This is a genomic window from Nonomuraea sp. NPDC004702 (assembly GCF_053601695.1).
Window position 1 is genome coordinate 13469 of sequence record NZ_JBSGCE010000064.1, and the last position, 24490, is coordinate 37958.

Sequence of the window (24490 nt, forward strand, 5' to 3'; positions counted from 1 at the left end):
CGGCGGATGGGCAGGTACGACTGCTCGCGATCTCGGCCAGCCGCCGGCGGACGCCTGCGCCAGACGGGGCTCCGTCTGGACGTTCAAGGTGGGGCAGGCGCGCGTGTGCCGACTTCTCACCGCCCTCTCAAGTCGGTGTTCTCCAGTTCCCGTGCGCCGGGAGGTCGGAGCGGGGTACGACGAGGCCGCTCTCGTAGGCGAAGACGATCGCCTGGGCGCGGTCGCGGAGATCGAGCTTGGCCAGGATGCGGCCGATGTGCGTCTTGACCGTCTGCTCGGCGACGATCAGGGCCGCGGCGATCTCGGCGTTGGACAGGCCGCGGGCCACGTGCACAAGCACCTCGGACTCCCGCTCGGTCAGCGACTGCACCAGGGGGGCGGCGCCAGGCAACGCGGGCCGGCACCGGGCGATCTCCTCGATGAGACGCCGGGTCACCGAGGGGGCGAGCAGGGCGTCGCCGGCCGCCACCACCCGTACGGCCGAGACCAGGTCCGCGGGCGGCGCCTCCTTCAGCAGGAACCCGCTGGCGCCTGCGCGCAGCGCCTCGTAGACGTAGTCGTCCAGGTCGAAGGTGGTCAGCATCACCACACGCGGCCTGTACTGGCCGCCGGGCGGCGCCAGGAGCAGCCGGGCCGCCCGCAGGCCGTCCATGCCGGGCATGCGGACGTCCATGAGGACGACGTCGGGCCGCAGCCGCCTTGACCGGTCCACCGCCTGCTCACCGTCGGCCGCGTCGCCGACGACCTCGATGTCCGGTTCGGCGGTCAGCAGGGCGCCGAAGCCCGCCCGGACCATCGCGTGGTCGTCGGCGACGAGCACCCGGATCGTCATGGGTGCCCCTTCTCGTGTCCGGCCTGCACCAGGGGTAGCGTCAGCTCGACCCGGAACCCGCCCCGCGGCGTCGGCCCGGTCAGCAGGACACCGCCCACCATGGCGGCCCGTTCTCGCATCCCGGCCAGCCCGTGACCGGTGCCCGCGGGCTCGGCGAGCGCGAGCCCCGCGCCCGCGGGCGGCGCGTTCTCGACCACGACCCGCAGCCCGGACCCGTTTCCGGTGACCGCCACGGCTGTGGCGGCGCCCGGCGCGTGCCGGATCACGTTGCTGAGCGCCTCCTGCACGATCCGGTAGACCGGCAGCTCCATGCCGGGGGGTATGCGCCTGGGCAGGCCACTCACCGTCAGCTCGACGGGTGTGCCGGCCCGCCTGGCGCTCTCCACCAGCACGCCCAACTGGTCGAGACCCGGCAGCGGCTCGCGCGGCGGCAGCGCGTCGTCGCTGCGAAGCACGCCCAGCAGGCGCCGCATCTCGGCCAGTGACTGCCGGGCCGCCGCCCCGATGGAGTCGAACTCCCGCTCGGCGCCGGCGGGCACCCCGCCGAGCCTGCGCGCCGCGCTGGCGGCCTGTACGGCGATCACCGACATGTGGTGCGCCACCACGTCGTGCATCTCCCTGGCGATCCTGGTCCGTTCCTCCAGCAGCTCGCGCCGGGCCCGTTCGGCCGCGCTGACCTGTTCCTGCTCGGCGACCCGCGCCCGGGCCCGGCGGCGCCAGCGCACGTTGTCGCCGACGATCAACGGCACCGGCACGACGGCCGCCACGAGCTGCAGCGCCACGGCCCGGTCCGTGGACGACATGGGCACCAGTGACACGTCCGCCAGCGCGCCGAGGAGGGACAGCGCCCACACGGCCGCCAGCATCCATCGCGGCCGGTGCTGCGCCAGCACGAACAGCACGATCAGATAGGCGACCACGGGCATCGGCAGCCACGGCCACGGATTGTTCGCCGGCGGCGGCGCGACCAGCAGCGGCGTGACCAGCATCCCGGTGTAGAGCAGCAGCCAGGCGGTCACCGGCCGGTGCCCGCAGATCGTCACCGGAGCCGCGCAGGCCGCCGCGAGCGCCACCGTCAGCTCGACCGGAGCGTCGTAGACGGTGGCGAGCATCCCCACGTTCATGGCGAACATGAAGCAGGCGACCACCCAGGGCGCTCCGGCCCGCACCCTCGCGAACCGGAGCGCGGACAGGACCGCCGGTCCGGCCGGGGCCGGGGCCGTGGTGAAGGCGCGCGACATGCCATCACCGTAGCTGTCGGCCTTCGCGGACGGATCAGCCCCAGAGCCGACTTCGGGCCTCCCACCTGGGTATGACGCGGCGGCCGGATGGCCAGAAGGTATGACCGGTATGGACGGCTCCGTGGTGTGACGTGCCCGGCCGGGCACGCTGCCTAGCGTCGGACCCCATGAACGACAACAACGATCTCGGCACCGACGGCAGAAAGAGGGGGCGCGGACGGACGCTCCGGCGACTGGCCGCCGTACTGGCCGCGCTGGGCGTCGCCGTGGCGGGACAGGTCGCCACACCGCCCGCGGACGCCGCTACCGGACGGCAGCCGCTGGACGGCCTCTGGCGGGCCGACGGGTACGGCACCGTCTTCGGCATCGGCCAGGGGCGGCTCATCACCTACGACACGACGGCGATCAGCTGCCTGCGTGGGGTGCTCTCGGCGGAACAGACGGCGCGCACGCGCGACTCGGCGTCCTTCACGGCCCAGGAGGGCGGCCGGCGGATCGTCGTCCAGACGCGGGGACCAGGCCGGGCGCGGCTACGGTATGCGGGCAGCGTCGGCGCCATCGGCCTGCGGAGGCTGCCCCGCCTGCCCGGGGCCTGCGCCACCCCGACGCCCGCTGATCCGGTGAAGGTGTTCGACGTCTTCTGGACGACCTTCGCCGAGAACTACCCGTTCTTCGCCACCAAGGGCGTCGACTGGCGAGCCGTACGGGACCGGTACCGGTCCAGGATCGGTCCGGACAGCGGGGACGAGGAGCTGTTCGCCGTCCTGCGCGACATCCTCAAGGAGCTCGGCGACGCGCACACCGCGCTCATCGCGGGCGGCAGGCAGTTCGCCAGACCGTTGCGTCCGGGCACCAGGCAATTGGACGGGGTGCCGGCCTTCATCGCCTTCAACGAACGCGTCCGGGAGTTCGTCGAGAAGAACGACACCCGCAAGCCCCTGCAACAGTGGGGACGAGGCGTGATCGGGTACGCCGACCTCCCGGGCGGCCTGGGCTACCTGCGGCTGGGCGCGTTCGACGGCTACGCCGACGGCGGCTACGAGCCCAACGCGGCCGAGCTGGACCGGGCGCTCGACGAGATCTTCACCGTGTCCCGCACCTCGGGGCCCGGCCGGCTGCGCGGTCTCATCATCGACGTCCGCGTCAATCTCGGCGGCTACGACGCACTCGGCCTGCGGCTCGCCTCCAGGCTCACCGGCAGGCCGTACCAAGCGTACGCCAAGCAGGCCCGCAACACCCCCGGCGATCCGCCCGGGTTCACCCGCCCCCAGCCGGTGCCCGTACGGCCGGCGACCGCCCCGGTGTACACGGGCCCCATCGCCATGCTCACCAGCAGCCTGACCATCAGCGCGGGCGAGACCTTCACCCAGGCCATGACGGGACGGACGCCCCGGCCCGAGCGGATCGGGGAGAACACGCAGGGAGCGTTCTCCGACTTCCTGTGGCGGAAGCTGCCCAACGGGTGGAGCTTCGCTCTGCCCAACGAACGTTTCCTGACCCGCGACGGGACCACCTTCGACGTCACTGGCATCCCGCCGCACCTGTCCGTTCCCGGCGTCCTCAGCGACGAGGAACTGAACGGCGGCCACGACGCCGCCTTCGCCAAGGCCCTCTCCTACCTGACGAGCCGGCGGCGACGGTAGCGCCTCCGCCCGAGGAACAGGCCGGCCGCGGGCGGCGGCCGGCCATGGGAATCGGGGTGAACGGCCCGCCGCTAGTGCCTCAAAGATGCCTTCTGCGTGACGAGACCTCTTGTCATCAACCACACGGCGAAGACGAAGCCCTGCAGGGCCAGTGGCGCATTCATCGCCAGGTAGAGCGGCGTCACGACGTCAGTCACACCGAGCAGCACCAGGAAACTCGCCGACACGGCTGCCGCTATTGCCAGGAATCCCCACCCGGACAACCATCGAGGGACAGATCTCGACCGCCACAGAATGCGGAACAACAGGAGATCTCCAAGACTGAGCGAGATGATCAATGCGACATGATTGACCAAGTCGCGCGCCGTCCGCAGTAATTCTCCAAAGACCTCGATGCTGGATGCGGCCACGGCGTCGGCCTGGGCGAGTTCCCGGCCCAGCACGAGAAACAAGGGCAGCATGATGACGCCGATGAAGTGGAACGTCGCCGCGATCAGCCTGAACCCGAGGAAACCCGCGCTGAGTCTTTCGTTCTCCGCCCGCACCATCGGATACAGGCACAGCGCGAACCCGACATACGCGGGGATCATGATGGACTGAGCGACCGCGCCGAGGATGACCTGGCCCTCGTGTGCGGAAACGAGAGCGAGACGGCGTGGTTCGTCGACGGCGGGAACGACGCTCAGCGCGCCGGCGATCATACCCAGGATGACCAGGGCACCGGCAATCGCGGTCGCCCGCTTGTTCGTGTGCACGATTCTTGTCCCGAGATCGTCGTGGTGGTCAGCCTGTGTGCAGGTCCATGCGCAGGAACTCGGTGATGCGGAGCAGCTTCGGCGGGCGTGCCACTTTCTCGGGAAGGGCCTGGAAAGCCTCGTCCTCACCGATGAGGCGCGGCGCGGTGAGTTCCACGTCCTTCCCGTCGACCCGGAGCCGCGCATTTCTGGCCGCCAGGACGTTCTGCACCCAGTCCGAACGCGACCCATACACCAGAACGAACAGGTAACCGCCGTCGACGGGATGCGCGTCGAGCGGCGTGCGGTACGTGGCGCCGGAAATGCGGCCGACGTGAATCAGCACCGGCCATCTTCCGCCGGTCATCGCGCGGGGGTTGAACACCTTCTTGTTCACGTGCCCCCACCACCTCGGCATCGGCATGGAAATCTCCTTCTCTATGCTCCCGAACAGCCTTACGCCCGTAAGGCCACTTACGGCTGTAAGGTTGGCTTACGCTCGTAAGGCTGTCAACCCGCACACGTCCGGAGCCGTCATGCCGCCGCAACCGCTCAGCAGAGTCCTCGTCCTGGAAGCCGCGATCCGGGTCGCGGACCGCGGCGGCGCGGAGGCGATCACGATGCGCCGGGTGGCGCAGGAACTGGGCGTGGAGGCGATGTCGCTCTACCACCACGTGCCGAACAAGGACGCGATCCTCGACGGCGTGGTCGACATGGTGTTCGCGGCGATCAAGTTGCCGGGTGCCGAATGCGACGACTGGCGCGACGCGATCCGTACGCGAGCCGTCTCCGCCCGCGCGGTCCTGTCGCAGCACAGCTGGGCCCTCGGCCTTATGGACTCCCGCCGCGATCCGGGACCGGCGACGCTGCGCCACCATGACGCCGTCCTGGGCGTCCTGCGGGAGGCGGGGTTCACGCTGCCGATGGCCGCGCACGCCGTGTCGCTGATCGACAGCTACGTCTCCGGGTTCGTCCTGCAGGAGGCGAACCTGCCGATGGCGACGCCGGACGACGTCGAGGACGTGGCCGGCGACATCCTCCGGCAACTGCCGGAGAAGGAGTTGCCGTACCTCACCGAGCTGATCCGCGACCACGCCCTGCGACCGGGCTACGACTACACCAGCGAATTCGGCTACGGCCTCGACCTGATCCTGGACGCCCTCGAAGCGCGCCGAAGCGTCCAGTGATCGGGCGAACCCCGGGTGAACTTCTCGATACGGGTGGCGAACAGCAGCGAGAGCACCAACGTGAGTGGCCGACCGGCCGACCGTGTCGGACAGTGCCGCCGTCTGGTGGAGGGCGAGGGGCTTGGACGGGCCGGTCCACGTCGTCGGCGCTCGGCTATCACAGCTCGCCTGGGAGCACGTCAGGGGCCGGCACATGCCACATGGCCGTTGACGGAGTGAGTACGTCGGCGGGGTCGGGGCTGAGACCGGACCGGTCCGGCCGGGTGGATGGTGACGTCAGTGGCGGTGGTGGTTGTCGGGTTGGGCGGGGTCGCCGGGGTGTTCGAGGCCCGGCACCAGGCGCAGCCGGTGGGCGCGGGCGTGGTCGAGCCAGCGTACGAACGCCACCCTGCGCGCGGAGTCGAGGAGGCCGTCGGCGGGTGCATCTCGGTCCGGGACGGGGTCGTGGCGGGTGACGAGGGTGGCGGTCCACGGGCCGGCCGCCACCGTCTGGCCCGGTACGGCGGCGGCCAGAGCTTCGGCCAGGGTGACGGGCAGCGAACCGGGGTCTGCGTCGAAGTCGCCGTCCGGAGTGCGTAGCCGCCATGTCGGTCCGGTGGGCGGTCGCGTGGTGGCCTCCCGATACGCGGCCGCCTCCGACGCGGAGACCGTGACGTCGGCGGTGACGGCCTCGTAGACGGCCCGGACGGCGGCGCTTCCCTCGTAGGCCGCCGCAGCGATCGAACCCAGCTCAACAGCCGCCCGCTGGTCGAGCCGTACCGCGATGGCGTCGGTGGCTCGCTGGTCCGGCCGTACTGCAGGGACGTCGGCGGGGGGCTGGTTGGGGCGGGGTGGTCGGGGCTTCTCCAGGGAGAGTCCGCGGGCTGTGGCCTCGGCGGCGCACAGTTGCTCGGTCAGCACCACCTGGGCCACCCAGCGCGTGAGTTGCCGGTCCTCGGCCGTGCCCGCTGCCGGAAGCGCCGAGGACCTCGGGCCGCTCCGCAGGGCTGCGAGCCGTCGGTCCAGCTCGGAGCGGGGGAGCGGGCAGCCGTCGAGCCAGCCGAGCACCGGCCCCACACCGGGCGCGACCGGCTCGCCGGTGACGGGCGCGTGGGCGGAGTCCGGATGGCCGACCTGATGCGCGGAGGTGGAGGTCGGATGGTCCGCTGCGGGCACGGGGGTGGAGGTCTCAGCGCGGGGCCGGGGATGGGCGGGGTGGGAACGGTGGGTCATGGGGTCACCACCAGTTCGACGGTCGGGGCGTACTGGCAGCGGCCGAACCACATGACCTTGCCCAGGGCCCAGGCGGAGCCGGGGACGGCGTCGCGGGGTGCGGACACCTCGAACTCGGCGACCGTGCTCTCGCCGGCCGCCAGGACGAACCCGCGGACCGGGGCGGCGATCAGGTCCCACGTGCCCCAGGGCGAGACGACCTGCAGCTCGCCCCGGATCTCACCGTTCGTGCGGTTGTGCAGCGCCAGCCCCAGCACGGCACGCCCGCCGGGAGCGACGCGCACCGACGGCGTCGTCACCTCCACCGACAGGCCGGTGTCGCGGCCGGGACGGTCCTTGCTGCCCTGCGCGGCCACCCACTCCTCGGGGACGTCACCGGGCACGGGCAGCACGCCGGGCAGGTCGCCGACGGCGACGGTGACCACGTCCTCGACGGTCTGGCCGTCATGCTGGATCCGGGCGGCGACGAAGTACAGGCCGGGCTCGACGCCCCGGGGCGGGGTCACCGTCACCGGGAACCGTACGTGCCCGCCCGCCGCCAGCCGGTACGGGCGCCGCGTCAGACCGGCCGTCCAGCCCTCGGGGACGAGGATCTCCACGGCTCCTTCCACGTCGGCGTCGAGCAGGTGCGAGGAGAGCACCACCGACAGTTCGGCGGGCTCGCCCTCGGTCCGCACCAGGCCCGGCGACGCCGTGACGCTCACCGGCAGGTAGCCCATCGGCGCCGGCCCCCGGTTGTGCAGCCAGTACCGCGCGTGCACCGGCTGCGCCACCTCGGCCGCCGGCCCCAGCACCGCACCGCCGCGGGCCGACCCACCCAGCGGCAGGCCGGGGACGGCGATCACGGTGGCGACCTCGGCGCCGGTCAGCGTGACGGCCCCCTGGACGGGTTCGCGCCGCCGTTCGAGCAGGTCGGCGCGGTGCGGCTCGGTGAGGGCGAGCGCACCGGAAAGGACGGCGTCGCGGCCGAGTCCGGTGGACTCCATCAGGCGCACGGTCACCCCGGAAGCCGGGTCCGCCGCGGCGGCCGACCCGTGTGCGGTCGGGTTGCCGGCCGGCTTGACGGTGCCGACCAGCACCTCCCGGGCCGGCTCGACCTTCAGGTACGACCGGGTCGGCGGCAACGGGCCCCCGTGCGGCTCGGCGAGCACGGCGTACAGCGGATGGTTGAACTCCTGCCCGCGGGCGGGCAGCGTCAGCGTGCGCCAGTCGCCCTCGCCGGAGACCAGCGCGTAACGGAACTCGTGGGTCCAGTGCATGAGCTGGAAGCCCGCTCCGTCGGGCAGCGTACGGCGGGGCGGGTCGATCCACACCCCGGACGGCCACCCGGTGCACGAGCGCATCAGCGACAGGTGCAACGTGCCGGCCGGATCGACGGCGAAGCCCGGCAGGCCGTAGGTGAGCAGCGCGACAGTGTGGCCGGTGAGCAGCTCGGACTCCGGGACCTCGCCGGGGCAGGCGGAGCTCACGCGGGCGTCGGCGAGGTCGGCGGTCAGCGCGGCGGGATCGGTGGTGACCAGGGCCGGCAGCGCCCGCAGGTCACGCAGGTCGGCGTTGGGCCGCCAGACCTCGCGCAGCGGCCGGGCGGCGGGCACCCAGACGCGCCCGTCCCGCTCCAGGACCTCGGCATAGGCCGGGCCCGCGCGTTCCAGCAGCTCGCGCACCGCGTCGTTCTCCCGCGGCCCGCCGATCATGATGCGGAAGTCGGGGAGGTTGGAGTCGATGTCGAGCCAGCCGTACCTGGACCAGTCCGCACCGGCCGTGGTCGCGGTGACCCCGGCCCTGACCAGCGCGACCAGCAGGTCGCGCACGCCGGCGGCGTCGTCCGGGCCGGGCACGACCACCTCCGCCACGCCGAGCGCCCGCTCGCCCAGCGGCCGGCCGCCGGGGCCGGTGAGCGCGACGCGGGCGGTGGAGCCCAGGCCGAACCAGGTGTTGGCGGGGTTGTCGAGGGTCCACGGCGCTTCGGCGGCGTCCACGTCGGGCAGGGCGAACCCGCGCCCGACCACGGCCCCGGCCACCTCGCTCACCGGCAGCGCGCCGGGCAGGTCGGCGGGGAAGCTCAGCCGCAGCAGCCGGTCGGCCCCGCGGTAGTCCAGGACGCGGGTGGCCAGGTCCACGTGGTCCACGCCGTCCCAGAGGGTGACGGTCTGCTCGTAGCCGATGCCGTCCACCGTCCCGGTGATCACCAGGCGCTCGCCGAGCGGGCAGGTCTCGCGCCGCACCTGGGCCGCGCCCTCCGCCGCGCCGACGACCGGGCCCTTGGGCACCAGGTGCCAGGGGCCCTCGCCGAAGTCGGGGTGGGCGGGGTACTCCTCGTAGACGCGCAGCTCGTTGCCGACGCAGCCGGGCCGTAGCAGCTCGCGTCCCGCCTTCTTGTCCAGGACGGCGGACAGGCAGCCGCCGCGGCCGGGGTCGGCGGTGACGCGGTAGCGGGCGTTCTCGACGGTGACGCCGGGCGCGGCCGTCCACGCGGCCGCACCGGGCCGGGACGATCCCGGCAGGAGCCGCCAGGTGCGCCAGCCGGTGGCGGGCACGTCCTCGGCCAGGAACCGCAGGGTCCCCCGGTCCACGACGCACGGCACCTCCGCGCCGGCGTCGTCGAGCACCCGTCCGCCGTCGAGCCCGGCGGGCAGCCGTACGGCCACCGGCGCCGACCGGTCGAACGACAACGTGTTCGCGACGACCACCGCGACGCCTTCGCCGCCGGTGTCCACGCGGGCGACCAGCGAGGCGAGCGAGACGTCGCGCACCGCGCCCGCCAGGTCGTACGCCTCGCGCCAGCCCGACAGCAGGTCCAGGTAGACCTGGTCGGACTCGCTGCCGGTGATCGCGTCGTGGTGTGCCCCGTAGGCGAGCTGCCGCCACACCTTGTCCAGCGCGGCCTCGGGGTAGCTCCCGAGCCCTTCGAGCGCGGCGAGGGTGGCCAGCTTCTCCGCGTCCACGGCGGCCACCTCGCCCGCCCGCTGCGCCTGCTTGGTGTCGATGTAGGAGACGTCCTTGCCGGTGTAGACCGGGTTCATGTCGCGGGTCTGCGGGCTCGGGCGGCGTCCGGTGGCCGCCAGCTCGGCCCGGACCGCGTCGAGGAAGTCGCGCGGGGTGGCGCAGACGAAGCGCGGCCAGACGTAGCGGGCGTTCCAGGAGCGGTGGATCTCGGTGACCCACTTGTTGGGCGGGGTGTAGTCGGTGCCCACGGGCAGCAGCAGGTTCCGCGTCGCCCCGACCGGCTTGAGCTTGCGGTACAGCTCGTACACGGCGTGCTCGGCGCTCGCCAGGTCGGGGGCGGAGTCCATCCACCAGCCGGCCGAGTAGTGGTGGGGCATGAAGTGCGTCAGCACGCCGAGCCCCGAGGGGGCGATCCACTCGAACTCGCTCGGGAACTGCATCACCCGGGCGTCGTCCTTGGCCTCGCGGAAGTTCTTCTGGATCGGCCCCCACTGGTGGAACGGCCCGCGCGCCCACGCGCTGCCGGTCAGCCCCGCCGCGGCGAGGTATCCGGGGAACTGCGGGTCGTGCCCGAACGCGTCGAGCTGCCACGCCGTCGCCGGATCCCCGCCGAGGATGTCGCGCTGGTAGCCGATGCCGTACACGATGTTCCTGATCGTGACCTCGGCGCCGGTGAGGTTGGTGTTGGGCTCGTTGTACGTCCCCCCGACCAGCTCCACCTGCCCGCGCTCCATCAGCAGCCGCAGGTCGGCCCGGCGCTCGGGATGGACGTCGAAGTACGGCTTGAGATAGTCGATCTCGGCCAGCACGAACTTGTAGACCGGGTCGCGCAGCGCCAGGTCCAGGTGCGCCTCCACCAGCGCGAAGCCGTTGCGCTCCCACAGCGGGCGGGTGGTGGCGTCCCCGGACAGCAGCTCCCACGGCGAGGTGTAGGCCGCCTGCGTGTTCCACCACACCGGGTCGTAGTGGAAGTGGGAGACCAGGAACATCGTCCAGCCGGGCTCGGCCACGACCACCACGGCCTCGGCCCGCGCGCCGCCCGCCGTCACCACGACCGGCAGCTCGGCCCCCGGGACCGGGCCGGCGATCTCCAGCGGCACCTCGACCACGCCCGCGCCCTCCGCCTCCCCGGCCACGCCCGGGCCGGTGACGACGACCCGGGCGGGCGGGCCGTCGAGCGTCACGCGCAGCACCTGGCGCGGGGCGTCCTCGGTGCCCGTGAACAGGTCCGTGGACTCCACGGAGACGATGGCGACTGACACGGTCTTCCCTTCAGCAAATCGATGATCTTGCGGTCGGCCCGTCGTTCACTCCGGGGTGAGGACGCTGCCGATCCCCCGGGCAGTGAGGTGGCCGGGGTCGTCGGCGCGGTCGCCGGCGACGACGGCCACGGGCCCGGACTGGCGCAGCCGGACCCATGCGGCGTGGAAGGCGCTGCCCGGCGCGACCTCGGCCCGGCGTCCGGGCTCGGTCCGCAGGTCCACGTCGCACCGCAGGGCCGGACGTCGCGCCTCGGTACGGCCGCGGCGCTCGTCGATGATCGCGGCGAGCTCCTTGGCCGCCGGCTTGGGACGGTGGTCCACGGTGAACAGGCCCAGCTCGTACTCCCGCTCGGGGAAGTCGGAGAGGGAACGGTCCAGGTCGTGGGAGCACCACCAGGTGACGCCCCACAGGGCGGGGTTGGCGGTCACCGCGTCGAGCGTGCGGCGGACGAACTCGGCGGTCCTGGCCTCGGGCACGTCGGGCCTGGGCACCCCGATCTCCTGCAGCCAGACGGGCCTGGCCGGGTCGAGCGAGGTGGCGGCGGCCAGCTCGACCAGGTAGTCGGCGTGCGAGACGGTGGCCGGGCCGAGCGGGCCGTCGATCGCGGAGACGCCGTTGAACACCCAGGAGTGCACCGTGGTCAGGTCGCCCAGGTCCACGTTGTCGGCGGGACGGAACGGGTGCTCCGGGTCGTACCAGGTGGCGTCGTACAGGGAGTGGAGGGCGAGCAGGCCGGGCGCGGCCGCACGCACGACGTCGATCAGCTCGGCGGCCCACGCCGTGGACGCCTCGGGGGTGGTGGCGTTGCTGGGGTAGAGGTTGTTGACCTCGTTGCCGAGCGTGACGGCGAACACGTTGCCGCGGGTGGCGACGGCCCGGGTGAGCCGGTCGGCGTAGGCGGCTATGGCGTCGCGCGCGCCGCGGTCGGTGAACAGGCTGCGACGGTGCCAGGTGAGCACCCAGGAGGGCAGGAAGTCGAAGCTGGACAGGTGCCCCTGGAGCAGGTCCACGGCGACGGACAGGCCGAACTCGGCCGCGACGTCGATCACGGCCAGCAGGTCCTCCACGCCGCGCTGCCGGACCAGCCCCGGGTTGGGCTGGATCCACGGCCAGATCGGGAACACGCGCACGTGGTCCAGGCCGATCGAGGCCAGGTCCTCGAAGTCGCGGCGGACCGCGTCGAGCGACAGGTCGAGCCAGCTGTGGAACCAGCCGGCGGAGGGCACGTAGTTGGCGCCGTGGCGGATGGGGTCGAGCAGGGGCACGCGTCCTCCGGGGGTCGTACGATCTCCCGGCGGAGCCTAAAGCGATTTAGTCGCCCTGCCAAGCCCCTGGAGCCGCCGTGCTCTCCCGGACCGTCAGCCGGGGGGTCTCGGTCTTGACGTCCTTGCGCTGCTCAGGGTCGGCGATGACCTCCAGCATCACCTCGGCCAGCCGCTTGCCGAAGGCGAAGGTGTCGCGGGAGAGCGCGGTGATCGCGGGGTGGGTGATCCGCGTGAGCACCGAGTCGTCGAAGGCCACGATGGACAGGTCGTCGGGCACCTTCACCCCCATCTCGCCGGCCACCCCCAGCCCGGCCAGGGCCATCACGTCGCTGTCGTAGACGATGGCCGTGGGCCGGCGCGGCCGCGACAGCAGCGCGCGCGTCGCGGCGGCGCCCTCGGAGTCGCTGAAGTCGGTGTGCACCGACACCGCCTCCTCCAGGGCCAGCCGCCCCGCGCGGTCGCGCAGCGCGCGGGCCCGCCGCTGGGTGTGCCGGAACGCCGGCAGGCCCGCGACGTGCGCGATCCTGCGGTGGCCGAGCGCGGCCAGGTAGTCCACGATCGACAGCATGGCCTCCCGGTCGTCGGCCCAGACGCTCGACAGGGACCCGTGCCTGCCCGGCCCGCCCAGGACCACGGCGGGCACGCCCAGCTCCTCCAGCACCGCGATGCGCGGGTCGCGGACCATGAGGTCCACCATGACGAAGCCGTCGACCCGGTGGGCGGAGGTCCACTCGCGGTAGATCTCCATCTCGGCCTCGGCGTCCTCCACGATCAGCAGTTGCAGCGCGACGGCCTGGGCCGACAGCCCCGCCTGCAGGCCGGACAGTAACTGGGCGAAGAACGGCTCCACGCCGAGGGCGCTGGCGGGCCGGGCGATGACCAGGCCCACAGCCTCCGCGCGCGCCCCGCCGAGGGCCCGGGCGGCGCTGTGCGGACGCCAGTTCATCTCCTTCGCCACCTGCAGGATTCGCGCGCGGGTGGCCTCTCCGACCCCCGGGCGGCCGTTGAGCGCGAAGGACACCGCGCCCTTGGAAACCCCGACCCGCTCGGCGATGTCGGTGATCGTCGGTCGGCGCACCACTGCTCCTTCACGAATTCGTCTCAGCTATTGACACACGAGTCTAGCCAGGTGAATAGTCCCGCAACTAGAGCGATTTAGTAACCAAGGAGAGCGCCATGCGTAGGTACTGGACGGGACCGGCGGTGGCAGCCGTCATGGTCGTCTCGGGCTGCGGTCTCGGCGGGTCCGGCGAGCCGGGAGCCGCCGCCCCGACCGCGGCGGCCACGGGAGAGGTGAAGGGCACTGTCAGCCTCCAGACGTGGGCCCTGAAGCCCAAGTTCACGGCGTACGTCGAGGGCGTCGTCGCCGCCTTCGAGAAGAAGTACCCCGGCACGAAGGTCGAATGGCTCGACCAGCCGGCGGACGCCTACTCCGAGAAGGTACTCAACCAGGCCGCCTCCGGAACACTCCCCGACGTCACCAACCTGCCCCCGGACTTCGCCAGGCCCCTGGTCCAGCAGGGCATGCTGCTCGACGTCGCCGCCGCCGACCCCAAGCTCGCCGACGAGTACGTCGCGGGCGGCATCGACGCCTACACCTTCCGCGGCTACCCCGGCACGTACGGCTATCCCTGGTACCTCAACACCGACGTCAACTACTGGAACTCCGAGTTGATGAAGAAGAACGGCCTCGACGCGGCCAAGCCGCCGACGACGTTCGACGAGCTGGTCGAGCAGGCCCGGACCTACAAGGAGAAGTCCGGCGGCAAGACCTACCTGATGAGCCGCCGGCCCGAGCTGGGCGACCTGGCCCAGGCGGGCGTGAAGCTGCTGTCCGACGACGGCAAGAGCTTCGTCTTCAACACCCCCGAGGCCGTCGCGGTGATCGAGAAGTACCGGGCCGCCTTCAAGGAGGGCTTACTGCCGCGCGACGTGCTGACCGACACCTACGCGGGCAACGCCAAGCTGTTCAACGAGGGCACCGTGGCCTGGACGACGGCCGGCGCCAACCACATCATCGCCGTCAAGACCGACAACCCCTCCCTCGCGCCCAAGGTCGTTCCCTCGACCGCGATGGGCACCCCGCCGCTGTACGTGCAGGGCCTGTCGGTGTCGAAGAAGAGCAAGAACCCGGCCGCGGCGATCGCGCTGGCCCGCTGGGTGACCAGCGCCGAGAACCAGGCGGCGTTCGCGCACGAGGTCAGCGTCTTCCCCAGCACCAAGGCCTCGGCGGGCGACCCGTTCTTCACCCAGAGCGACGGCACCAACGCCGGCGACGCCAAGGTCATCGCCTTCAAGTCGCTGGCCACCGCCAAGGTGCTGCAGCCGGTCGAGGTGACCGAGGCGATGAGCAAGTTCATCCGCCAGCAGATCGCCCTCGCGCTCAACGGCGAGGTCTCCGCCAAGGAGGCGCTGGACGCCGCGGTCGCCAAGTGCAACGAGCTGCTCAACCAGTGATCACCCCCGCTCTTCCCGCACAGGGCGCCCTCCGCCGCCGGCTCACCCCCTGGCTGCTGGTGGCGCCCGCCGCGCTGTGGCTGCTCGTCTTCAACGTCTGGCCCTCGCTGAACACGCTGGTGCTGGCCTTCACCAACGCCAAGCCGCTCAGCGGGGGGCACTTCACCGGGCTGGCCAACTTCGGCCGCATGCTCGACGACGACCAGCTCGGCGACGCGCTGCTCAACAGCGTCGTCTTCATGCTGGTCTGCCTGCCGGTGCTCACCCTGCTGCCGCTGCTGCTGGCGATCCTGGTGGAGAAGAAGATCCCCGGCATCACGTTCTTCCGCACCGCCTTCTACACGCCGGTCGTCGCCTCCGCCGTCGTGGTCGCGCTGATCTGGAGCTGGCTGCTGAGCGACCGTGGCCTGATCAACGGGCTCATGCAGGCGCTGGGCGTGCTGCAGGGGCCGCTGCCGTTCCTGACCGACCGGTGGCTGCTGGTCCTCAGCGCCATCACCCTGACGGTGTGGAAGGGGCTGGGCTACTACATGATCATCTATCTGTCGGCGCTCGGGAACGTGCGGCGCGAACTGCACGAGGCCGCGGCCGTGGACGGGGCGGGGGCCGTCCGCCGGTTCTGGAGCGTGACGGTGCCCGGCGTGCGCAACACGATGTTGCTGGTGTCGGTGCTGGTCTCGGTGTCGGCCCTGCGCGTGTTCTCCGAGCTGTTCGTGCTGTCCAACGGCACCGGCGGGCCGGGCGGGCGGGCGATGTCGCTGGTCATGCTGATCCAGATGTACAGCCGCGGCTTCTACGGCCACTTCGGCTACGCCTCGGCGCTGAGCATCCTGCTCTTCGTCATCACGATCGGCCCGATGCTCCTGCTGACCCGGCTCAACAGGAAGGCGGACTGACATGGCGGCCATGAAGGCGAGCGCGCGACCCGCCGCCGCGGCGGCCCGCCCGGGGCGGCACGGCCGCCGCCGGGGCCGGGGCGGGTTCGGCGCCACCACGCCGGGTGAGCTGGTCCTGCGGTACGCGCTGCTGCTGCTCGTCCTGGCGATCACGATCCTGCCGTTCCTGTGGCAGTTGTCCACCTCGCTGAAGGGCCCGTTCGAGGACGTCTTCGCGCAGACCCCGAGCTTCGTCCCGCTCCAGCCGACGCTGGCGAACTACGCGCGCGTCGCGGACACCATCCCCGTGTGGACGTACGCGCTCAACTCGGTGATCGTGGCGGTCATCGTGGTGGGCGGCAACGCGGTCGGCGCGACGCTGGCCGGGTTCGCGCTGGCCCGGCTGGAGTTCCGGGGCGCCAAGCTGCTCCTGGTGCTGTTCCTGTCCACGCTCGTGCTGCCGGGCGAGGTGACGATCGTCTCCCAGTACGTCACCGTCCGCGGCATGGGCCTGGCCGACACGCTGCTGGGCGTGGCGCTGCCCGGCGCGATCGGCATGCTGAACGTGCTGCTGATGCGCACCGCCTTCCAGGCCATCCCCAAGGAGATGGACGAGGCGGCGGTCATCGACGGGGCGACCCCCTGGCAGCGGCTCGTCCGCCTCGGGCTGCCGAACGTGCGCGGCATGCTGAGCGTGATCACGATCTTCGCGTTCATCGGCGCCTGGGACGACTTCCTGTGGCCGCTCATCGTGCTCAACGACCCGAAGAACTTCACGCTGACCGTCGGACTGCAGTACCTCAACGGCACGTTCAGCGCCAACCCCCGTCTCATCGCCGCTGGGACAATGATCTCCTTCCTGCCCATCGTGCTCCTGTTCGCCTCGCTGCAGCGCTTCTTCTTCCGCGGCGTCGCCGAGGGTGCGATCAAGGGCTGAGCCGGTTCCGAGAACGAGGAGTCTCTCTCCATGCATGACGACCGCACACTGGTCGAAGCCCGTCTCAAGCGCGTGCTGGACGAACGTCTGCGCCCGGCCGTCCACCCCGAGTCCGTGCCGATGGACGTGCGCGTCTGGACCGCGCCGGGCGAGCCCGTCCCCGTCGCCGAAGGGCTCGCGGCCCCGACCGAGCCGATCGCGGTCGGCGCGGCGTGGGGCGCGCCATGGGCGACGAGCTGGTTCACGGTGACCGGCACCGTCCCGGACGCCTGGACGGGCCGGACCGTCGAGGCGGTGCTCGACCTCGGCTTCGACGAGAACATGCCGGGCTTCCAGTGCGAGGGCCTGGTCTACCTGCCCGACGGCACGCCCGTGAAGGGGCTCAACCCGCGTAACCAGTGGGTGCGCGTCGGCGCGCCGGTGGCCGGCGGCGAGCGGGTCGAGCTGCGGATCGAGGCGGCCTCGAACCCGGTCGTGCTCGACTACAAGCCGTTCGTGCCCACCCTGCTCGGCGACAAGGAGACGGCGGGCAGCGAGCCGCAGTACCGGCTGGCGCGCATGGACCTGGCCGTGTTCGACGAGACGGTGTGGAACCTGATCATCGACCTGGAGGTGGTGGGGGAGCTGATGCACGAGCTGCCCGCCGACAGCGGCCGCCGCGCGGAGCTGACCCGGGCCGTCGACCGCGCCCTGGACGCGATCGACCTCCAGGACGTCAACGCCACCGCCGCGGCGGCCCGCGCCGAGCTGGCCGGCGTGCTGTCCGCGCCCGCCGTGCCCTCGGCGCACCGGATCAGCGCGGTCGGGCACGCCCACATCGACTCGGCCTGGCTGTGGCCGCTGCGCGAGACCGTCCGCAAGGTCGCCCGCACCGCCTCCAACATGACGGCGCTGCTGGCCGACGAGCCGGAGTTCGTGTTCGCGATGTCGCAGGCCCAGCAGTGGGCGTGGATCAAGGAGCACCGGCCCGAGGTGTGGGCCAAGGTGACCAAGGCCGTGGCGGCCGGGCGGTTCGTCCCGACCGGCGGCATGTGGGTGGAGTCCGACACGAACATGCCCGGCTCCGAGGCCATGGCCCGCCAGTTCGTGCACGGCAAACGGTTCTTCATCGACGAGTTCGGCGTCGACAACGAGGAGGTGTGGCTGCCGGACACGTTCGGGTTCGCGGCCGGGCTGCCGCAGATCATCAAGGCGGCGGGCTCGAAGCGGCTGCTCACCCAGAAGATCTCGTGGAGCCGGACGAACACGTTCCCGCACCACACGTTCCTGTGGGAGGGCATCGACGGGTCGCGGGTGTTCACGCACTTCCCGCCGGTCGACACCTACAACTGCTCGATGAACGGCCGGGAGATCGCGCACGCGGCCCGCAACTTCAAGGACAAGGGCGTCGCCCGGCACTCGCTGGCCCCCACCGGCTGGGGCGACGGCGGCGGCGGCACCACCCGCGAGATGGTGGCCAAGGCCGCCCGGCTGCGCGACCTGGAGGGCTCGGCCACCGTCACCTGGGAGACCCCCGCCGGCTTCTTCGCCAAGGCCGAGGCCGAGTACCCCGACCCGCCGGTCTGGGTGGGCGAGCTCTACCTGGAGCTGCACCGGGCCACGCTGACCAGCCAGGCCAAGACCAAGCAGGGCAACCGGCGCAGCGAGTCGCTGCTGCGCGAGGCCGAGCTGTGGGCCGCCACGGCCGCCGTGCGGGCCGGCGCGCCCTACCCGTACGAGCAGCTGGACCGCATCTGGAAGACGGTGCTGCTGCACCAGTTCCACGACATCCTGCCCGGCTCGTCGATCGCCTGGGTGCACCGCGAGGCCAGGGCCACCTACGCGGCGCTGGCCGAGGAGCTGACCGGCCTGATCGACGACGCCCAGCGGGCCCTGGCCGGAGACGGCCCCCACGAGCTGGTCTTCAACGCTGCCCCGCACGCCCGCAACGGCGTCCCGGCCGGTGGCGCGGCCCCGGCCGCACCGGGGACCCCGACGGCCGTGGAACCCCGCGAGGGCGGCGGCTTCGTGCTGGACAACGGCCTGCTCCGGGTCGAGGTGGACGGGCGCGGCCTGATCGTCTCCGCCTACGACCAGCGGGCCCGGCGCGAGACCCTGCCCCCCGGCCAGGCCGCCAACCTGCTCCAGCTGCACCAGGACTTCCCCAACATGTGGGACGCCTGGGACGTGGACGAGTTCTACCGCAACACGGTCACCGACCTCACCGCGGCCGACGAGGTGACGGCCGGCGAGCGGCCCGGCTCGGTCCGCGTCACCCGCTCGTTCGGCGGCTCGTCCGTCACGCAGGTGATCTCGCTGGACGGGCGGCGGGTCGACATCGCCACCGAGGTCGACTGGCACGAGACGGAGAAGTTCCTCAAACTGGCCTTCCCCCTCGACGTGCGCGCCGAGCGCTACGCCGCCGAGAGCCAGTACGGCCACGCCTACCGCGCCACCCACACCAACACGAGCTGGGAGGCGGCCAAGTTCGAGGCGTGCAACCACAAGTTCGTGCACCTGGAGGAGCCCGGCTGGGGCGTGGCCGTGGTCAACGACTCCACCTACGGCCACGACGTGACCCGGACCGTGCGCGAGGACGGCGGCACCACCACGACTCTGCGGGTGTCGCTGCTGCGCGCCCCCCGTTTCCCCGACCCCGAGACCGACCAGGGCAGGCACGCCTTCCGGCACGCGCTGCTGCCCGGCGCGACGATCGGCGACGCGGTGCGCGAGGGCTGGTTCCTCAACCTGCCCGAGCGGGTGCTGTCCGGCGCCGCCGAGGTAGAACCGCTGGTCACGGTGGACGACGACGCGGTCGTGATCACCGCGGTCAAGCTGGCCGACGACGGCAGCGGCGACGTCGTGGTGCGCTTCCACGAGTCGCGCGGCGGCCGGGCGGCGGCCACGCTCACGGCCGGCTTCCCCGTCAGCTCGGTGACGGTGACCGACCTGCTGGAGCGCCCGCTGGCCGAGCCCGAGCGGCCCGGCCGGTCGATCCCGGTGACGTTGCGGCCGTTCGAGCTGGTCACCCTGCGGCTCGGCCGCTGACCGCACGTTCCCGGTGAGGGGCGCCCGTCCGGGCGCCCCTCACCTGCGTTCACGGCTGAGCCGTCAGGGGGTGTAGACGGCGGAGCTCCCGTACAGCTTGTTGGTGAACGCCGAGATGTAGGAGGCGGTGTTCGCCGAGGTGAGGTTGTAGGTGAGGAAGACGCCGTACCCCTCGGTGACCGTACGGCGGGCGAGGGAGGCGGCGGTGGACGAGCTGGTGCCGGTGAACGACACGGCGGCCGGCGACAGGCGGGACCTGGAGGTCGGGCCGTTCGGCACGGACCAGGTGCCGTACCAGGGGTTCCAGGCGTAGTCGAAGGTGTTGTTGATGCTGACGCCGTTGTAGGACAGGCGGTCGGCGGCCGGGCCGATGTCGTACAGCGTGATGAGCTTGTTCGGCAGTTTCTGGCGCAGGGCTTGGACCAGGTAGACGAAGGAGAAGGCGTTCGGCTGGCCGGTGCCGTTCCTGCCGTACTCGACGTACTCGTCGTCGAAGTCGATGCCGTCGAGCCCGTACGTCGTCACCACGTCGGCCAGCTCCTGGGCGAACGCGTCGGCGGCCTGCTGGGAGGGGAAGTTCGCGAAGCCGGCGCCCTGGTGGTTGCCGAGGATGGACAGCAGGACCTTGATGCCCCTCTGCTGCAGCGGGCGGACCTCGGTCGCCACGTTGTCGAGCACCCGCTGCACGTTCTCGTTGCAGTGGAGGTAGGCCTTCGTGCCGTCGTAGTTGATGTTGGCGGCGAAGATGACCGCGATGTCGAACACCTGCGCACCGCCTCGGGCGAGCGTGTACTTCGCGACGTTCGTCATGCTCTCGCTGTTGACCTCGATGTAGACCACCGAGAGCGGGCCGGTCTTGCCGGCCGCGCGGCGCTCGGCGTGTGCCGCGGTGGGTAACGCGGCACCCACGGTGGTCGCGGCCAGCGCTGCCAGCAGGGTCCTTCTGCGCATGAGCGGTGAACTCACGATCGGCTCCTCAGGGCATGGGGGATGAATTGCTATATCGGTTAAGTCCAGTCCACTCGTTCTCACGAGGCTGCATGGGGGCTGGAGATAAATCGGTATAGCGCCTCGATCATCGGCAGCCCGGGGCCCGCTGTCAAGGTGTCGCCGGCGCGGAAAAGGCGCCGCGGGCGCCGGAGATCTCTCCGGTGGTAATGTTCCATATATCCAAATATTTAGATGTATGGAGCAGTGATGACGAAGGTGCTGATTGTCGGTGCCGGCGCCCTGGGGCAGGTCTTCGGGGCGTGGCTGGCCGCGGGCGGGGCCCGGGTCAGCTATCTCGTGCGGCCGGGCCGGGAGGGCTGGGAAGGGGCTTCGCTGTACCGGCTCAGGCGGGGGCGGGCGCCGGTCGCCGAACGCATCACGCCGTACGAGGTGCGCAGCGAGCCGCCCCGCGAGCAGTGGGACATGGTGTGGCTCTGCGTGGACTCGCCGGCGCTGCGCGGCGACTGGACGGGCGCGCTGCGCGCGGTGACCGGTGCGGCGACGGTGGTCACCATCGGCCAGGATCCGGGCGATCTGCGCACCCTCGCCGGCGTCTGGCCGCGGGAGCAGATCGTCCAGGTGACGCCGACGCTGCTGGCCTACCAGGCGCCGCTGGAGCGCGAGGTTCCCGGCCCGGGGGTGGCGTACTGGGTGCCGCCCGGTACGGCGACGGGCGTCACCGGAGCGCGTGCCCCGCAGGTCGTCGCCGCGCTGCGGGCCGGCGGCGTGCGGGCCAGGCGGGTGACGCGGGCCGGCGCGGGGGAGCTCACCGCCGCCCGGATGATCCCCTACATCGCCGCGCTGGAGTCCTCCGGCTGGCGGCTGCCCGCGTCGGGCCCGCGGTTGCGGGGCGCCGCCGCGGCCGTCCGGGAGGCCGTCGCGGTGGTCTCCGCCCAGCACGGGCTGCGCGCTCCCGTCTCCGTTCCGTCCTGGGCCGTGGGGCTGGCGTTGCGCGTGCTGCCCCGGCTGCTCCCCTTCGACCTGCGCCGCTACCTGGAGACGCACTTCACGAAGGTGAGCGCGCAGACACGCCTGATGCTGGACGGCTGGATCGCCGAAGGGTCGGCCAGGGCGCTGCCGGTCGGCCGCCTGTCCGCCGTGCGCGACTCGTTGCCCGCATGAGCGGCCCGATCGAGGCCCGGGACGTCCTCGCGCTGTTCGCGCGGACCCGGCCGCTGTTCACCGCCCTCGGGGACGAGCGCAGGCAGGAGATCGTCGTCCACCTGCTGGAGTCCGCGGAGCCCCGCAGCGTCGGCGACATCGCCGCGCATCTGGAGCTGTCCCAGCCCGCCACCTCCCACCACCTCAAGATCCTGCGCGACGCGGATCTGCTGACGGTACGGCGCAAGGGCACCCTGCGCCTGTACGACCTCAACGCCGACGCCTATCCGGAGCTCCTGACGCCCCTGCGCGACCTCATCACGATGATCATCTCGTGCGCCTCCGGCCTCGGCGAACAGCCGGGCGGCCACTAGAGATCGACGTCCGCCCGCGCGCCTTGCCGTCCCGGTCTGTCACATCGGGACCGGCTGTCCCGTCCTCGCAGTGCTGTCCATCCAGGCGACGCGTGAAGGAGCAGGGGCGATGAAGGTACTGCTGGCCGGGGCGACCGGCGCGATCGGGCTTCCGCTGTTGTCGGCGCTGGCCGCGGCGGGGCACGACGTGGTCGCCGTCGTCCGCGATCCCGCCAAGCGGCGGCTCGTCACCGAACGCGGCGCGGACGCCGTCGTCGCCGACGTGCTCGACCGGGACGCGCTGCTGCGCGCGCTCGACGGGCAGGCCGCCGACGTCGTCATGCACCAGGCCACGGCGCTGCGCGGCGCCTCGCGCAGGCTGCGCCCCGACGACCCCACCCTCGCCCTGCGCGACCGGGGGACCGCGCACCTGCTCGACGCCGCGCGGGCCGTCGGCGCGCGCCGGTTCGTCACCCAGTCGCTGATCACCGGGTACGGCTACCGCGACCACGGCGACCGCGTGCTGACCGAGGACGACGAGTTCGGCGTGCACGTCGGCACCGTCGCCGACCTGGTGACCGACTCCAGCGTGGCGACCGAGAGCCAGGTGTTCGCCGCCGCAGGCATCGAGGGCGTCGCCCTGCGCTACGGCATGTTCTACGGCAGGAACGCCTTCAGCGACCTGTTCGCCGACATGATGCGCAGGCGGGCACCGGTGCTGCCGCGCGGCAGCACCGGCACCACCTGCTTCGTCCACGTGGACGACGCCGCGGCGGCCGCGGTCGCGGCCATGGAACGCGGCGGCGCGGGCCAGGCGTACAACATCGTGGACGACCGGCCGATGAGCTGGCGCGACTTCCTGACCGCGGTCGCCCGCGCGCACGGCACACCGCGTCCCGTCGTGATTCCGAGATGGCTGGTCCGGCTGGCCGTGCCGTACCTGGGCTGCCTGCTGATGGACACCACGATGCGGGTCTCGCACGCCAAGGCCACCCGCGACCTGGGCTGGACCCCGGTGCACCCGAGCGTTCCCGACGGACTGGAGGACATGAGATGACGAACGGTTACAGCAGGCCGGCCAGGATCTTCGTCCAGGTGGCCGTGGCGGTCGGCGCGCTGACGATGCTGGGCTTCGGCGTGTGGATGCGCCTCGACCCGGCCGGTTTCGCGGTCTTCGCCCGCTTCCCCAATCACGTGCACTTCCTGCACGACGCCGGGGTCTTCCAGATCGGCATCGGGCTGATGATGCTGAGCGCGCTGGTGTGGCGCGACGTGCTGTCGGTCGTGCTGGTCGGGTTCCTCGTCGCCAACACGCTGCACGTGGTGAACCACGCGGCCGACCTGGACCTCGGCGGCAACCCGGACAACTGGTGGCAGCTCGCCCTCCTCTCCCTGCTGACGCTGGCCGGCCTCGTGGTGCACCGCAGGCAGCTCAGCCGCCGGTCACGGGCACAGAGGTAGGCGAACGGCAGTGCAGCTCGGTGTCCGATAGCTTGCGACAATCCGCGTGCCATCACATGAAGGAGTGCTCATCGTGACATCCGAGACGTACCCGGCGGCTGACCTCAGCGAGTGGGATGCCGCGCTGGCCGGCGCGTTCGAGATCCTGCTCGGCGGAGAGCCGGCCGTGCACCCTGCCGCCAGGTACGGCGTGTACTACGCCTCGGACACCTTCGACGAGTTCCTGTTCCCGAACGCCTGGGCCACCGCCGACGCGCTGTCCGGCCGGGAGGCGAGGAGCCTCCCGGATCCGGACGGTGAACACCCCTTCTCCCCGTGGACCTGGCGGTTCGACCTGGGCGGGTCGCTGTTCTGGTTCGACCCCGATCTGGTGGCGGGAACAGGGGCATGGGGCGAGGGCGGGCACAAGGGCCCCCGGCCGTTCGGCGACGCCTTCGTCGCCGACCTGCGGGCCGTGTCCGCGGCCGATGAAACGGGCGAAGCCGATGAGGTCCTGGTGCACGGCGCACGGCTGGGGCCGCTCCTGGGCCGCCACGGCGTCGATCTGACCGGCGAGGAGTGCGAGAGACTGAACGGCTGGCTGACCGTGCTGCTGCGCGTCGCCACCGACGGCACCCTCACCGACGCGATGCGGGCCGCCACGTTCACCGAACGCGGCCCCGGCCACCTGGTGTCCGTCTCCGACATGCGGTACGCCCGCTCCGCCGTCGAGCCCTGGGAGGCGCGGCTGGGCGCGGTCGCGCATCCCGCGCTCCGCGACCATCTCCGCATGCTCTGTCTCGCCAAGGACGACGCGCGCAGCGAGGGCGGCTTCTACTGCGGCGACGGCCCCTGGCCGTGGACCGGCGTCCTGGAGGCGGTCGGCTGCTCGCTGGTCGCGGGCTGGGGGTTCGGCGAGTCCCAGGCCGGCACCGCCGTCGTGCGCCTGCCGGACCAGCCGGAAGCACGCTGACGACCTAAGCAAGT

Annotated in this window: 20 protein-coding genes; 11 read left to right on the plus strand and 9 right to left on the minus strand. The window is 72.0% G+C overall.

Translation table 11 applies throughout. From position 1 onward, the window contains the following. Positions 1–127 precede the first annotated feature (127 nt). Positions 128–832, minus strand: coding sequence for a response regulator (locus ACWEJ6_RS44070; protein ID WP_452431424.1), 705 nt, complete (start codon positions 830–832; stop codon positions 128–130). After that, positions 829–2073 (minus strand): sensor histidine kinase, encoded by a 1245-nt coding sequence (locus ACWEJ6_RS44075; protein ID WP_452431425.1) that lies wholly within the window; start codon positions 2071–2073, stop codon positions 829–831. The genes ACWEJ6_RS44070 and ACWEJ6_RS44075 overlap by 4 nt, the downstream gene beginning before the upstream one ends. Positions 2074–2240: 167 nt before the next feature. On the opposite strand from ACWEJ6_RS44075, the gene ACWEJ6_RS44080 reads away from it, so the two are divergent. Next, positions 2241–3716 carry a S41 family peptidase gene (locus tag ACWEJ6_RS44080; protein WP_452431426.1) on the plus strand — a complete coding sequence of 492 codons (1476 nt, stop codon included), beginning with the start codon at positions 2241–2243 and terminating at the stop codon, positions 3714–3716. Between the two features lie 71 nt (positions 3717–3787). Here ACWEJ6_RS44080 and ACWEJ6_RS44085 read toward each other — a convergent pair whose 3' ends face one another. Both ACWEJ6_RS44085 and ACWEJ6_RS44090 read right to left on the minus strand, forming a co-directional pair. Further along, positions 3788–4471 carry a DUF4386 domain-containing protein gene (locus ACWEJ6_RS44085; protein WP_452431427.1) on the minus strand — a complete coding sequence of 228 codons (684 nt, stop codon included), beginning with the start codon at positions 4469–4471 and terminating at the stop codon, positions 3788–3790. 28 nt (positions 4472–4499) lie between these two features. Then, the gene (locus ACWEJ6_RS44090) at positions 4500–4847 is read right to left on the minus strand and encodes a nitroreductase family deazaflavin-dependent oxidoreductase (protein ID WP_452431428.1); all 348 of its coding nucleotides are present in this window, start codon (positions 4845–4847) and stop codon (positions 4500–4502) included. Between the two features lie 139 nt (positions 4848–4986). Here ACWEJ6_RS44090 and ACWEJ6_RS44095 point away from each other — a divergent pair, with 139 nt between their 5' ends. Next, the gene (locus ACWEJ6_RS44095; RefSeq protein WP_452431429.1) at positions 4987–5637 is read left to right on the plus strand and encodes a TetR/AcrR family transcriptional regulator; all 651 of its coding nucleotides are present in this window, start codon (positions 4987–4989) and stop codon (positions 5635–5637) included. Positions 5638–5913: 276 nt separating this feature from the next. On the opposite strand, the gene ACWEJ6_RS44100 is transcribed toward ACWEJ6_RS44095, so the two are convergent. The 4 genes from ACWEJ6_RS44100 to ACWEJ6_RS44115 are packed head-to-tail and all read right to left on the minus strand — an operon-like array spanning position 5914 to position 13401. Further along, positions 5914–6849, minus strand: coding sequence for a DUF7158 domain-containing protein (locus tag ACWEJ6_RS44100; RefSeq protein WP_452431430.1), 936 nt, complete (start codon positions 6847–6849; stop codon positions 5914–5916). Next, positions 6846–11057: a glycoside hydrolase family 38 N-terminal domain-containing protein gene (locus tag ACWEJ6_RS44105; protein ID WP_452431431.1), complete on the minus strand. Its 4212-nt coding sequence runs from the start codon at positions 11055–11057 to the stop codon at positions 6846–6848. Before ACWEJ6_RS44105 ends, ACWEJ6_RS44100 begins: the two co-directional genes overlap by 4 nt. A gap of 45 nt (positions 11058–11102) precedes the next feature. Beyond that, positions 11103–12323, minus strand: a complete 1221-nt coding sequence (locus ACWEJ6_RS44110) for a glycoside hydrolase 5 family protein (protein WP_452431432.1) — start codon at positions 12321–12323, stop codon at positions 11103–11105. 46 nt (positions 12324–12369) lie between these two features. Further along, positions 12370–13401 carry a LacI family DNA-binding transcriptional regulator gene (locus ACWEJ6_RS44115; RefSeq protein WP_352354547.1) on the minus strand — a complete coding sequence of 344 codons (1032 nt, stop codon included), beginning with the start codon at positions 13399–13401 and terminating at the stop codon, positions 12370–12372. Between the two features lie 98 nt (positions 13402–13499). Here ACWEJ6_RS44115 and ACWEJ6_RS44120 point away from each other — a divergent pair, with 98 nt between their 5' ends. From ACWEJ6_RS44120 to ACWEJ6_RS44135, 4 genes are read left to right on the plus strand one after another with little or no spacing between them, the layout of a single operon-like run. Next, positions 13500–14780: an ABC transporter substrate-binding protein gene (locus tag ACWEJ6_RS44120; RefSeq protein ID WP_452431433.1), complete on the plus strand. Its 1281-nt coding sequence runs from the start codon at positions 13500–13502 to the stop codon at positions 14778–14780. Next, entirely contained in the window at positions 14777–15676 is a 900-nt protein-coding gene (locus tag ACWEJ6_RS44125; RefSeq protein ID WP_387676257.1) for a carbohydrate ABC transporter permease, read from the plus strand. The genes ACWEJ6_RS44120 and ACWEJ6_RS44125 overlap by 4 nt, the downstream gene beginning before the upstream one ends. 1 nt (position 15677) lies before the next feature. Beyond that, positions 15678–16592, plus strand: a complete 915-nt coding sequence (locus tag ACWEJ6_RS44130) for a carbohydrate ABC transporter permease (RefSeq protein ID WP_397159819.1) — start codon at positions 15678–15680, stop codon at positions 16590–16592. Between the two features lie 30 nt (positions 16593–16622). After that, positions 16623–19619, plus strand: a complete 2997-nt coding sequence (locus ACWEJ6_RS44135) for an alpha-mannosidase (protein WP_452431434.1) — start codon at positions 16623–16625, stop codon at positions 19617–19619. A gap of 63 nt (positions 19620–19682) precedes the next feature. Here the strand turns inward: ACWEJ6_RS44135 and ACWEJ6_RS44140 are convergent, their stop codons facing one another. Continuing rightward, positions 19683–20585, minus strand: coding sequence for an endo-beta-N-acetylglucosaminidase H (locus tag ACWEJ6_RS44140; protein ID WP_358297833.1), 903 nt, complete (start codon positions 20583–20585; stop codon positions 19683–19685). Positions 20586–20816: 231 nt separating this feature from the next. On the opposite strand from ACWEJ6_RS44140, the gene ACWEJ6_RS44145 reads away from it, so the two are divergent. From ACWEJ6_RS44145 to ACWEJ6_RS44165, 5 genes are all read left to right on the plus strand, one after another. Next, the gene (locus ACWEJ6_RS44145) at positions 20817–21731 is read left to right on the plus strand and encodes a ketopantoate reductase family protein (RefSeq protein ID WP_452431435.1); all 915 of its coding nucleotides are present in this window, start codon (positions 20817–20819) and stop codon (positions 21729–21731) included. Further along, positions 21728–22084, plus strand: coding sequence for an ArsR/SmtB family transcription factor (locus ACWEJ6_RS44150; protein ID WP_452431436.1), 357 nt, complete (start codon positions 21728–21730; stop codon positions 22082–22084). The genes ACWEJ6_RS44145 and ACWEJ6_RS44150 overlap by 4 nt, the downstream gene beginning before the upstream one ends. 109 nt (positions 22085–22193) lie before the next feature. Then, the gene (locus tag ACWEJ6_RS44155) at positions 22194–23120 is read left to right on the plus strand and encodes an NAD-dependent epimerase/dehydratase family protein (protein WP_452431437.1); all 927 of its coding nucleotides are present in this window, start codon (positions 22194–22196) and stop codon (positions 23118–23120) included. Beyond that, the gene (locus ACWEJ6_RS44160; protein WP_452431438.1) at positions 23117–23524 is read left to right on the plus strand and encodes a hypothetical protein; all 408 of its coding nucleotides are present in this window, start codon (positions 23117–23119) and stop codon (positions 23522–23524) included. Before ACWEJ6_RS44155 ends, ACWEJ6_RS44160 begins: the two co-directional genes overlap by 4 nt. A gap of 73 nt (positions 23525–23597) precedes the next feature. Then, the gene (locus ACWEJ6_RS44165) at positions 23598–24476 is read left to right on the plus strand and encodes a hypothetical protein (RefSeq protein WP_452431439.1); all 879 of its coding nucleotides are present in this window, start codon (positions 23598–23600) and stop codon (positions 24474–24476) included. Positions 24477–24490 lie beyond the last annotated feature (14 nt).

What these genes read in the sequence shown, in the direction of transcription:
- ACWEJ6_RS44070 (WP_452431424.1), bottom strand. Translation starts at nt 832, where the DNA reads ATGACGATCCGGGTGCTCGTCGCCGACGACCACGCGATGGTCCGGGCG.
- ACWEJ6_RS44075 (WP_452431425.1), bottom strand. Translation starts at nt 2,073, where the DNA reads ATGTCGCGCGCCTTCACCACGGCCCCGGCCCCGGCCGGACCGGCGGTC.
- ACWEJ6_RS44080 (WP_452431426.1), top strand. Translation starts at nt 2,241, where the DNA reads ATGAACGACAACAACGATCTCGGCACCGACGGCAGAAAGAGGGGGCGC.
- ACWEJ6_RS44095 (WP_452431429.1), top strand. Translation starts at nt 4,987, where the DNA reads ATGCCGCCGCAACCGCTCAGCAGAGTCCTCGTCCTGGAAGCCGCGATC.
- ACWEJ6_RS44100 (WP_452431430.1), bottom strand. Translation starts at nt 6,849, where the DNA reads ATGACCCACCGTTCCCACCCCGCCCATCCCCGGCCCCGCGCTGAGACC.
- ACWEJ6_RS44120 (WP_452431433.1), top strand. Translation starts at nt 13,500, where the DNA reads ATGCGTAGGTACTGGACGGGACCGGCGGTGGCAGCCGTCATGGTCGTC.
- ACWEJ6_RS44130 (WP_397159819.1), top strand. Translation starts at nt 15,678, where the DNA reads ATGGCGGCCATGAAGGCGAGCGCGCGACCCGCCGCCGCGGCGGCCCGC.
- ACWEJ6_RS44135 (WP_452431434.1), top strand. Translation starts at nt 16,623, where the DNA reads ATGCATGACGACCGCACACTGGTCGAAGCCCGTCTCAAGCGCGTGCTG.
- ACWEJ6_RS44145 (WP_452431435.1), top strand. Translation starts at nt 20,817, where the DNA reads ATGACGAAGGTGCTGATTGTCGGTGCCGGCGCCCTGGGGCAGGTCTTC.
- ACWEJ6_RS44150 (WP_452431436.1), top strand. Translation starts at nt 21,728, where the DNA reads ATGAGCGGCCCGATCGAGGCCCGGGACGTCCTCGCGCTGTTCGCGCGG.
- ACWEJ6_RS44155 (WP_452431437.1), top strand. Translation starts at nt 22,194, where the DNA reads ATGAAGGTACTGCTGGCCGGGGCGACCGGCGCGATCGGGCTTCCGCTG.
- ACWEJ6_RS44160 (WP_452431438.1), top strand. Translation starts at nt 23,117, where the DNA reads ATGACGAACGGTTACAGCAGGCCGGCCAGGATCTTCGTCCAGGTGGCC.